The organism is Ferrimonas sediminum (assembly GCF_900100175.1).
GTDB lineage: Bacteria > Pseudomonadota > Gammaproteobacteria > Enterobacterales > Shewanellaceae > Ferrimonas > Ferrimonas sediminum.
Map to the genome: position 1 here is coordinate 1 of NZ_FNEM01000005.1, position 8418 is coordinate 8418.

The 8418-nt window shown below is 58.0% G+C and carries 7 protein-coding genes and 1 tRNA gene; 1 reads left to right on the plus strand and 7 read right to left on the minus strand.

Going from position 1 to position 8418, the window contains the following annotated elements:
- Positions 1–84: 84 nt before the first annotated feature.
- From BLT77_RS07780 to astE, 7 genes are all read right to left on the minus strand, one after another.
- A tRNA-Ser gene (locus BLT77_RS07780) sits at positions 85–172 on the minus strand.
- A gap of 218 nt (positions 173–390) precedes the next feature.
- Positions 391–1161: a CHAD domain-containing protein gene (locus tag BLT77_RS07785; protein WP_090364433.1), complete on the minus strand. Its 771-nt coding sequence runs from the start codon at positions 1159–1161 to the stop codon at positions 391–393.
- 212 nt (positions 1162–1373) lie between these two features.
- Positions 1374–2438, minus strand: a complete 1065-nt coding sequence (nadA, locus tag BLT77_RS07790; protein ID WP_090364435.1) for a quinolinate synthase NadA — start codon at positions 2436–2438, stop codon at positions 1374–1376.
- Positions 2439–2604: 166 nt separating this feature from the next.
- Positions 2605–4182 (minus strand): dihydrolipoyllysine-residue acetyltransferase, encoded by a 1578-nt coding sequence (locus BLT77_RS07795; protein WP_090364437.1) that lies wholly within the window; start codon positions 4180–4182, stop codon positions 2605–2607.
- Between the two features lie 11 nt (positions 4183–4193).
- Entirely contained in the window at positions 4194–5171 is a 978-nt protein-coding gene (locus BLT77_RS07800; RefSeq protein ID WP_090364439.1) for an alpha-ketoacid dehydrogenase subunit beta, read from the minus strand.
- 2 nt (positions 5172–5173) lie between these two features.
- Positions 5174–6349, minus strand: a complete 1176-nt coding sequence (locus BLT77_RS07805) for a thiamine pyrophosphate-dependent dehydrogenase E1 component subunit alpha (RefSeq protein WP_090364441.1) — start codon at positions 6347–6349, stop codon at positions 5174–5176.
- Positions 6350–6574: 225 nt separating this feature from the next.
- The gene (astE, locus tag BLT77_RS07810; RefSeq protein WP_425431724.1) at positions 6575–7585 is read right to left on the minus strand and encodes a succinylglutamate desuccinylase; all 1011 of its coding nucleotides are present in this window, start codon (positions 7583–7585) and stop codon (positions 6575–6577) included.
- A 168-nt stretch (positions 7586–7753) separates the two neighbouring features.
- Between astE and msrA the strand changes: the two genes are divergently transcribed.
- Positions 7754–8236 carry a peptide-methionine (S)-S-oxide reductase MsrA gene (gene msrA / locus BLT77_RS07815; RefSeq protein ID WP_090364446.1) on the plus strand — a complete coding sequence of 161 codons (483 nt, stop codon included), beginning with the start codon at positions 7754–7756 and terminating at the stop codon, positions 8234–8236.
- Positions 8237–8418 lie beyond the last annotated feature (182 nt).

Genomic DNA, 8418 nt, shown 5'->3' on the forward strand with positions numbered 1-8418 from the left:
AACTGAAGAGCTCAAACCAAGATCTCCACAACACGCATAAACGAAAAAGCCCCCGCACTTCGTGCGGGGGCTTTTTCGTTTATATGGCGGTTAGGGAGAGATTCGAACTCTCGATACGTTGCCGTATACACACTTTCCAGGCGTGCTCCTTCAGCCACTCGGACACCTAACCAATTGTACAATTTTGAGTTTTAAGAGCCAAAATAACACTCTCTACGCTGGTGGCTGAAAAATCCCGCCTGAGGCGTGATTAAGCTGCGCTGCTTGCAGCCACTCGGACACCTAACCAGCTGACGCAATAACGATGGCTTCATCGTTGCTGCGGATGCGTATATTAGGGAGGCTGGAAGGGGATTGCAAACCCTTTTTTACAAATGGTTGCCGACTGGTTTAATTTTGCTCAGGCAGGTGGCCTAACGCCGCCAGTTGTTGCTGCCGACGGTGTTCCAGCTGCTCGAGCAGCTGCCGCAGCACCGGCTGAAGATCCGCCGACAGTCGCTGCTGTTGCTGCTCCAGAAACGCAATCTGGCAACAGCTGTCGTTAAACGCCCCCAGCGCATCCTGCAAGGCCTTGTCTCCCCGATAGCTGGCGCCGGGCTGACACTGCTCTTTCAGGTAGCGGCGACGCTTTATGACAATCCTCAGTCGATGCCAGTCTTGCGGATGGCCTCCCAGCAAGGCGCGCTGATGAACCCGGTGAATCTTGCCCTCCAGTTTCACCGCCACATTCTCAGTGACCTCAGAAAACTGCGCCAATGCCTTAGGCCAGGGCAGCGCCATGACCGACACACACAGGGCCCGCTCCCTCTTTAATTGGCCTAACTGCAAAAACAGTTCAGTAAACGCCTGCCGGCGCCATGCCTCGACAACAGCAAGCAAAGGGTGGCTGGCAGGCAAGCTCTGCTGCAATACATCCAGGTCCCGCATCAGGTTGGTCACCCGCGCCTGCTGACCCAGGCTGATGACCAGTGATTCATACAGCGCCTGGGGCAACATCTGACGATACAGTTTCAGCAGGCTGCGGCATTTCCTCAGCCCCACCCGATAATGATGCAGGGGCTCTCCATCGCCCTTCAGGTCGATGGACTCCCCCTGGTGCAGCGCGCCTTGATACAGGCTCGCCAATTTAGGCTGCAGCACGCGCACTACGTCTTCCGCCATCGTCGCCCCCCACTACCGGTAACCCTGCCCTCAGTCTAGGTCAATCGCCATCCGGCAGTACGCCGATGTGGAAAAATCCTGAGGTTTTTTGGTCACCTTGAGAGTAAGCGCGCCATTGACCCTCGTGCGCCCCCCCTAGGCGAGCCAAACTGAACCCCGACAGGATCAAAAAACGCCCCCGAAGGAGCGTTTTGTCAGTCAGCCATCGAGGCTCAGGCGTTGCCTTTCACCTTGAGCTTCAGCTCAGCAGCAAAATCCAGCATGCGATTCAGCGGCACCATGGCCTTTTCTGCCAACGCCTCATCCACAAACACCTCATGATCGGTCAGGTCGTCGGTATTGAGGCATTTTTCAATGGCCTGCAAACCATTCATCGCCATCCACGGGCAATGGGCACAACTGCGGCAGGTAGCGCCATCACCACCAGTAGGCGCTTCCATAAAGGTCTTGTGCGGAGAGAGCTGCTGCATCTTGTAGAAGATGCCGCGATCGGTGGCCACAATGAAGGTCTCATTGGGCAGCTCCTGGCTGGCCTTGATCAGCTGTGACGTCGACCCCACGGCATCGGCCATCTCAACGATAAAGTCCGGGGACTCGGGGTGCACCAGTACCGCCGCGTCCGGGTACGCCTGCTTCATCTCGACCAGGGCACGGTATTTAAACTCATCATGAACCACGCAATGCCCTTGCCACATCAGCATCTCGGCACCGGTTTGCTTGGCGATGTACCCCCCAAGGTGGCGATCCGGCCCCCAGATGATCTTCCTGTCTTCACTGTCCAGGTGCTCAACGATCTCGAGCGCAATGCTGGAGGTCACCACCCAGTCGGCCCGGGCTTTCACCGCCGCCGAGGTGTTGGCATAGACCACCACAGTATGATCTAGGTGCTGATCGCAGAACTCGCCGAAGCGATCCGCCGGACAGCCGATGTCCAGAGAGCAGGTGGCCTCCAGGGTCGGCATCAGTACCCGCTTCTCCGGCGTCAGAATCTTGGCCGTTTCACCCATAAACCGCACGCCAGCCACCACCAGGGTCTTGGCCGGGTGCTCATTACCAAACCGGGCCATCTCCAGCGAGTCGGCCACGCAGCCGCCGGTCTCCTCCGCCAACGCCTGAATCTCTGGGTCGGTGTAGTAGTGGGCCACCAGCACAGCGTCTTTCTGCTGCAGCAGGGTTTTGATCCGATCCCGATAGTCCGCTTTTTCAGCCTCAGTCAGCTTGGCAGGCTTCGGCGGAAACGGGTAATGGGTGTCATCGAGCAGTGGAGCGTGATTCATCACTATTACAACAGCCTTTTCAAGTGGTGGATCGCCATTATACGAAACTCTGGGCCCCATGCTAAGCGCGAAAAGCAATTTGCCTACATCGGATTTTTATCAGCCATAACAAAAAACGCCGGTCCTTCCGCTCAGCGGAGGGACCGGCGCCAGCCGAACGTCATACTCAGCTCAGGTGAAGCATCATCTCGGCAGGATTTTCCAGTAAGGATTTCCACAAGTTACAGAAACGGGCGATGGTACCCCCGTCGATGACCCGATGATCGCCGGACCAACTGACCTGCATCAGGGTGCGGGCTTCCACCTCTCCCTGTTCATTGAAACGAGGCAGGGTCTGCAGCTTACCCAGGGCAACAATGGCCACCTCAGGCTTGTTGATGATGGGCGTTGCCACCGTGCCACCCAGGGCGCCGATGTTGGACACCGACAGGGTGCCTCCCTTGAGATCCTCCGCTGCCACCCGGCCTTCACGGGCCGCGGCGGAGAGTCGGGTTACCTCATTGGCCACCTCGATGATCGACTTATTCTGCACCTGCTTGATGTTTGGCACCATCAGGCCCAGCTTACCGTCCACCGCCATGCCGATGTTGTGATCGCCCTTGTAGGTGATCTCGCTGCAGTCATCGTTGACCTGAGCGTTCAATACCGGAAACTCCTTGGCCGCCACCGACATCGCTTTGATGATGAAGGGCATCAGCGTCAGCTTCACGCCCTTGTCGGCATAACGCTGCTTCAACTTGGCCCGTAAGGCCACCAGTTCGGTCAGATCCAGCTCTTCACAATAGGTAAAGTGGGGAATGGTCTGCACCGAGGCCGTCATCTGTCGGGCCATGGCCGCCTGAATGCCACGAATCGGGGCCGTGATATCCAGGCCCGTGCTGTCGGCCACCTCCGGCGCCGGCGACGAAGCCGGTTCGGGGCGCTCGCCATCCACAAAACTCTGAATGTCCTGTTTGTACACCCGGCCATTCTTGCCACTGCCCGGCACCTTGGCGATGTCAACGTTCAGCGATCGGGCCAGCCGACGTACCGCCGGGCTGGCCACCGCCTTGCCATTGCGAGCCGCAGGCTCCGGAGACTCGGTTGCAGTCACGCTGTCCGGCGAGCGTACGGGTTCAGGAGCCGGCTTGGCCACTGACGTTTCAGGCACGGCGGTGCCAGGGGTTGCGGTGGTTTTCAGGGCAAACAGGGGCTGATGCACCTTGGCAATCTCCCCTTTCTGATAATACAGCTTATGGATGACGCCATTGGCCACCGCCGGAATCTGCACCAGCGCCTTGTCGGTCATCACATCGCAGATGGGCTGATCTTCCACCACTTCATCGCCTTCGCTGACCAACCATTCGGCCACTTCACACTCGACGATACCCTCACCAATGTCCGGCAGGATAAAGTCTTCAATGGCCTGGGCTCCAGTGTCGGTGTCCGGCTGGGTCTCTGCAGCGGTTGTTACCGGCGCCTGGGCCGGCACCGGCTCGGCGGCGGGCTCAGGCGCCTCTTCGGCGGCGGCCAATTCCACCGAAAACAGCGGACTGTGGACCTTGGCCACCTGGCCTTTGTTGTAGAACAGCTTGACCACCTTGCCATCAAACGGGGCCGGAATCTCCACCAACGCCTTGTCGGTCATCACCTCGGCCACCACCTGATCCTCTTTGATCTCGTCGCCTTCGGCCACCAGCCAGTCCATCACTTCGCATTCGACCACGCCTTCGCCAATGTCCGGCAGAATAAAGTCTTTAATCATCATCGTTTCCCTTAAAACTCTACACTGGCCTTGATGGCTTCAAATATCTTCAGGTGATCCGCCATATGGGCCTGTTCCAGCGCCAGCGGGTAAGGGGTATCCATGCCACAGACCCGGGCAATGGGCGACTCCAGGTGCAGGAAGCACTCCTGCTGAATGGTGGCCGCAATCTCACCGGCAAACCCACCGGTCAACGGGGCTTCATGGCTGATCAGCAACCGGCCGGTGCGACACACCGACTTGGCCACCGTATCCACATCCCAGGGCAGCAGAGTACGCAAATCAATGATTTCACAGCTGATGCCGAGATCGGCGGCCATCTTGGCGGCTTTCTCAATCAGCTCAATCTGGGCCCCCCAGCCCAGCAGGGTGATGTCGGTGCCGTTTTGCACCACTTCCGCCTTGGACAGGGAGATGCTGTAATCCCCTTCTGGCACCTCACCCACCGAGGCCCGGTACAGTCGTTTCGGCTCAAAGAACACCACCGGATTGTCGTCGCGAATGGAAGCCAGCAGCAGTCCCTTGGCCTCATACGGATTACGCGGCACCACGATCTTCAGCCCCGGAGTGTGGGTAAAGTAGGCTTCCGGGGACTGGGAGTGGTAATGGCCACCGGCAATGCCGCCACCATAGGGGGTACGTACCGTCAGGCTACCGACATTAAACTCGTTACCGCTGCGGTAGCGGAATTTGGCAGACTCATTCACCAGCTGATCAAAGGCCGGGAAGATGTAGTCGGCAAACTGAATTTCGGCAATGGCCGTGCTGCCCTGAGCCGCCAGACCATTGGCAAAACCGATGATCCCCTGTTCGGTCAACGGAGTGTTGAAACAACGGTCCTTGCCGTACTTCTCCTGCAACTTGGAGGTTGCACGGAACACGCCGCCGAAGTGGCCCACGTCTTCACCAAAGACCACCGCACTGTCGTCGCTGGCCATGGCGATGTCCATGGCGCTGTTTACCGCTTGTAATAGATTCATCTGGGCCATGATTACGCCTCCTTGTCCGTGTCTTGAGGGTACACGTCGGGGTAGCGTGCCATGTGTTCCCGGGTCTGCTGAAGCTGCTGTTGCAGGTGTTGGGGAACGCGATCGTAGACGTCGGTCACCAGGGTGTCATAGGCCGGACCCGGCAGCTTCTCGGCCACCTTCACCGCCGCCAGCACCTCTTTTCGATAGCGCTCATACAGCTCGCTGTCCTGCTCCTCGGTCCACCAACCCTGGTTCATCAACCACAGTTTGAAGCGCAGCACCGGATCGTGCTCCCGCCACTTGGCCTCCTCCTCTCGGGAGCGGTAGCCGGACGGGTCATCGGAGCTGGAGTGAGCGCCCAGGCGGTAGCTCATCGCCTCGATCAACACCGGTTTGTTTTCCTTAACCGCAATGGCTCGCGCCTGCTGGGTTGCCGCCAGCACCGCCAGCATGTCGTTGCCGTCAACACGGATGGTATCGATGCCATAGCCGACGCCGCGGGGGGCGATGCCGTCACCGGCAAACTGTTCCTCAGTCGGCGTTGAGATGGCATAGCCATTGTTGCGACAAAAGAAGATCGCCGGGCAGTTCAACACCGCGGCCATATTCAGGCCGGCGTGAAAATCCCCTTCGGATGCAGCGCCCTCACCGAAGTAACACAGGGTCACCGCGTCATGGCCGGCCCGTTTCTGACCATAGGCATAACCGGACGCCTGGGGGATCTGGGTGCCGAGCGGCGATGACACCGTCATGTAGTTCAGCTCATTGCTGCCGTAGTGAATCGGCATCTGCCGCCCTTTACCCAAATCTTTCTCGTTGGAAAACATCTGGTTCATAAACTGCTCGGTGCTAAAGCCCCGATAGCGCAGTGCCGCATGCTCACGATACTGGGCCATGATCATATCCTTGTCACCCAGGGCCGCCGCACTGCCAACCACCGCCGCTTCTTCTCCTATGCAGGTCATGTAGAAGCTGATGCGTCCCTGACGCTGGGCGGCGAGCATGCGCTCATCCAACACCCGGGTAAACACGCTGGTGTCGTAGATTTTCAGGGCCAACTGCTGATCGATGTCCGGCAAAGTGGCATCGGCATAGGGGGTTCCGTCGGATTGCAGAATCTTAAGTACAGGGATCTTAAGGGCGTGACCAGAGGTCATCACGGCCTTGTGCACCTGATGCTGAGGTTCGAGGCTCATCGTCGCTTCCGTCTTGTGTCTGGGGCCAGTGTCCCTGGCCATTGTTATACCCGGCGTAGCCTGCTCCTACTGGAACCGCGTCACGCTCGGGGCTTGTTATAGTTACGCTAAAGAGTACTGCCGCTAACCGGGACGCTCAACTGATTGGCGTCGCCTTGATCGTGATCACATTTTTTCGTCTGTATCGCATTATTTACAGCCTGGCTGTCTTCACCGTTAGAATCATCATTCAAATCTGTCGTCGATGGCGGTAGGCACCACCGTCAGCAGTGCCCGCTGCCCCAGCGCCACCTTGGCGTTAGGAAAAACAATGGACTCGGCCACCGCCCCCACCCGGACTTCGGTGTCCCCATCTTGCGCCAACAGGGTACCCGGCGGATACTCGGAGAAGTTGGCCTGTGCATCATCAAAACTGAAACGGAACCCTTCATGGTGTTTGTTGACCACCTGGCACACGTCGAACACCACACTCTGTGCCAACGGCGGATACTCCAGAGGCTGTGCCGCAATCAGCCTGGACAACTGCTTCCTGCAGGCCTCAAACCGGCTCATCTCATTCTGACCGAAAGGATAAACCTTGCCCAGTTCCACGGTAAAGGCATCGGCTCCAAACTCGTTGGAGGAGTAGTAACTGTAGGTCGTTGTCGGGCTGTGAGAAAGCAGAATGGTCTCCACCCCGCAGCCAGCCAGGAACCGAATCTGCTCGATGCTCCAGGCACGCCCCGGTCGATAGGGGTAGACGGCAAACTTCTCCCGCTGCGAGTCACGAATGGCGGTGTGCAAATCATAGTGGAAGCGCTTGCGCCCACTTTGGTTATAGAAATCGCGTACCGTCTGTTCCAGCAGGGCCGCCCGCGCCTTTTCCGGATTGGACTCCCCCCGGGCATGGGCACCGCTGAACAGGCGGTTCATGTTTTCCTGCACACCGCGAGTCCCTTTCACCATGGCTTCGGTATTGCCCAGTTGAACCAACAACCGCTGGCGACACACCAGTTCACCGCTGATGATGGCATTGACCAAATCGTTCACTAACTCAATGGGGGCAGTTTCGTTGCCGTGAACTCCGCAGGACAACACGATGTCACTGTCGCCGGGTCGAAGCGGTTCAATGGCCAGAATACCGCTATCGATAAGAGTCAGTCGGGTTCCATCCTTCAGGGTACGGCTTTGCGGTTGCTTGCGGGGCTGGGGATGCGCCAAGGTCAGCGCCAATAGATCCTGGTGTTCAAATAACACGTCGCACTCCAATTGCTTTTTTCTTGTGGCGGCCATTGTAGCCTCAGTTACCTCATCGCCGCACCCCCGCCGATTAAGATTCGGGGTTGCAATCTGTCACGGAGCTGATACAGTTCATGGACGCTTAGGTGTTTAGACGTCTAGAAGTTCATGATAGGGAGTCACATTATGGCCATTGCCACCTTCGGTGCAGGATGTTTTTGGGGTGTAGAGCAGTTCTTCAAAGAGATCGACGGCGTCACCTCGGCGGTATGTGGTTATATGGGCGGCAACCAGGACAACCCGAGCTATGAGCAAGTGAAATCCGGCACCACCGGCCACGCCGAAGTGGTGCAGGTGGAGTTCGATGAGTCGACCACCAGTTACCAGGCGTTGCTGGACACCTTCTGGCAATTTCACAACCCCACTACGCCCAACCAGCAGGGTGAAGACCACGGCAGTCAATACCGCAGCGTGATCTTCTTCCACGATGACGCACAGCGCGAGCTCGCATTGGCATCCAAAGCCCATCAGCAGACACAGGGATACTGGAAGGAAAAGACCATCGTCACCGCCATCGAGCCGATTGAGCGATTTTATCCGGCTGAAGAGTACCATCAGGGCTATTTCGACAAACACGATCTGCCCAGCTGCCATATCGCCCTGTACTGATCTGGGCCACCCCGTGGACGCCGACAGCTCAGGCAGAACAGCGGGTGAACGGTCACCCTTGCGAACGCGAGGGCCCAGCGGCTTTGATTTTGATACGAGCAAAGACTCTGGATTCTCGCCTACGCAAGAATGACAAAAGCGACAGACACTGGCTTCCCGCGTGCGCGGGTACGACGGAGGAG

Coding starts and splice junctions, on each gene's coding strand:
- BLT77_RS07805 (WP_090364441.1), bottom strand. CDS start 6,349: ATGAGCCTCGAACCTCAGCATCAGGTGCACAAGGCCGTGATGACCTCT.
- BLT77_RS07785 (WP_090364433.1), bottom strand. CDS start 1,161: ATGGCGGAAGACGTAGTGCGCGTGCTGCAGCCTAAATTGGCGAGCCTG.
- nadA (WP_090364435.1), bottom strand. CDS start 2,438: ATGAATCACGCTCCACTGCTCGATGACACCCATTACCCGTTTCCGCCG.
- BLT77_RS07795 (WP_090364437.1), bottom strand. CDS start 4,182: ATGATTAAAGACTTTATTCTGCCGGACATTGGCGAAGGCGTGGTCGAA.
- msrA (WP_090364446.1), top strand. CDS start 7,754: ATGGCCATTGCCACCTTCGGTGCAGGATGTTTTTGGGGTGTAGAGCAG.
- BLT77_RS07800 (WP_090364439.1), bottom strand. CDS start 5,171: ATGGCCCAGATGAATCTATTACAAGCGGTAAACAGCGCCATGGACATC.